Annotated in this window: 2 protein-coding genes; both read left to right on the top strand. The window is 32.6% G+C overall.

The window, feature by feature from the left end:
- Positions 1–104: 104 nt before the first annotated feature.
- Positions 105–1,280 carry a pyridoxal phosphate-dependent aminotransferase gene (locus HMPREF9171_RS102940; protein ID WP_000171457.1) on the top strand — a complete coding sequence of 392 codons (1,176 nt, stop codon included), beginning with the start codon at positions 105–107 and terminating at the stop codon, positions 1,278–1,280.
- Positions 1,270–2,031, top strand: a complete 762-nt coding sequence (recO, locus tag HMPREF9171_RS102945; protein ID WP_001266265.1) for a DNA repair protein RecO — start codon at positions 1,270–1,272, stop codon at positions 2,029–2,031. Before HMPREF9171_RS102940 ends, recO begins: the two co-directional genes overlap by 11 nt.
- Positions 2,032–2,064: the final 33 nt, after the last annotated feature.

Raw genomic sequence — 2,064 nt, 5'->3', positions numbered from 1 at the left:
GAAACCTGTTATTAACAGGTTTTTTATCATTTAATGACGGAAAACTGGACACAAATTATTTTTCTTGTATAATTAAATATATTATTTCTTATCAGGAGGTTATGATGACATTAGAGAAACGATTTAATAAGTACTTAGATAGAATAGAGGTCTCCTTAATTCGTCAGTTTGATCAATCTATTTCAGATATACCTGGAATGGTAAAATTAACTCTTGGAGAACCAGATTTTACCACTCCTGATCATGTTAAAGAAGCAGCTAAATCAGCTATTGATGCGAATCAATCGTATTATACTGGTATGAGCGGTTTATTAGCTCTAAGGCAAGCTGCTGCAGATTTTGCAAAGGATAAATATAATCTTACTTATAATCCTGATAGTGAGATCTTGGTTACGATAGGTGCCACAGAAGCTCTGTCTGCATCTCTTATAGCTATTTTAGAAGCTGGTGATGTTGTTCTATTACCCGCCCCCGCTTATCCAGGATATGAGCCAATAGTTAACCTTGTAGGAGCTGATATCGTAGAAATTGATACTAGAGAAAATGACTTTAGACTAACTCCTGAAATGTTAGAAACGGCTATTATCCAACAAGGTGAAAAATTAAAGGCTGTTTTACTTAATTATCCTACTAACCCTACAGGTATTACCTATTCAAGGCAAGAAATTGCTGCATTAGCTGAAGTCTTTAAAAAATATGATATTTTTGTTATTAGTGATGAAGTTTATTCTGAGTTAACTTACACTGGTCAGCAGCATGTTTCAATTGCAGAATATTTACCTAACCAAACTATCTTAATTAATGGCTTATCAAAATCACATGCTATGACTGGTTGGAGAGTTGGATTGGTGTATGCTCCTGAAGCATTTACTGCTCAAATCATTAAAAGTCATCAATACATGGTGACAGCTGCTAGTACTATTTCGCAATTTGCTGGGGTAGAAGCCTTATCTGTGGGTAAAAATGATACGTTACCTATGCGTCAAGAATATATTAAACGTAGAGATTATATCATTGATAAAATGTCTAAACTTGGTTTCAAAATAATTAAACCGAGTGGCGCTTTTTATATCTTTGCTAAAATACCTGATAGTTATCCACAGGATTCTTTTAAGTTTTGTCAGGATTTTGCTTATCAACAAGCAGTAGCTATTATTCCAGGGGTGGCTTTTGGTAAATATGGTGAAGGATATATACGTCTTTCTTATGCTGCTAGTATGGAAGTTATTGAAACAGCAATGGCTAGATTGAAAGTTTTTATGGAATCATATGAGGGTTAGTCAAACATACGGTCTCGTTTTGTATAATCGTAATTATCGTGAAGATGATAAATTACTTAAAATCTTTACGGAGACTGAGGGAAAAAGGATGTTTTTTGTAAAGCATGCTTCAAAGTCAAAATTCAATGCTGTGCTCCAACCTTTGACTATTGCTCATTTTATTTTAAAAATTAATGATAATGGTCTTTCTTATATTGATGATTATAAAGAAGTTTTAGCATTTCAAGAAATTAATTCAGACTTGTTTAAGTTGTCATATGCGAGTTATATTACTTCTTTGGCTGATGTGGCTATTAGTGATAATGTAGCGGATGCTCAATTATTTATTTTCCTAAAGAAAACGTTAGAATTGATTGAGGACGGTTTAGATTATGAGATTCTAACGAATATTTTTGAAGTACAACTACTAGAGAGGTTCGGTGTTGCTTTAAATTTTCATGATTGTGTTTTTTGTCATAGGGCAGGATTACCTTTTGATTTTTCACACAAATATTCTGGATTATTATGTCCAAACCATTATTATAAAGACGAGAGAAGAAACCACCTAGATCCTAATATGCTGTACTTAATCAATCGTTTTCAGTCAATTCAATTTGATGATTTACAAACAATTTCTGTGAAACCTGAGATGAAACTTAAAATTCGTCAATTTTTGGACATGATTTACGATGAATATGTAGGGATTCATCTTAAAAGTAAAAAATTTATTGATGATTTGTCTAGTTGGGGAAGTATTATGAAATCAGATTAAGTTGTAAAGAGGAACATGACATTAGTGTCATGT

This window comes from Streptococcus agalactiae ATCC 13813, from assembly GCF_000186445.1.
Lineage (GTDB): Bacteria > Bacillota > Bacilli > Lactobacillales > Streptococcaceae > Streptococcus > Streptococcus agalactiae.
The sequence above is the reverse complement of the archived record's forward strand: the minus strand, read 5'-3'. Positions and strand labels throughout refer to the sequence as shown.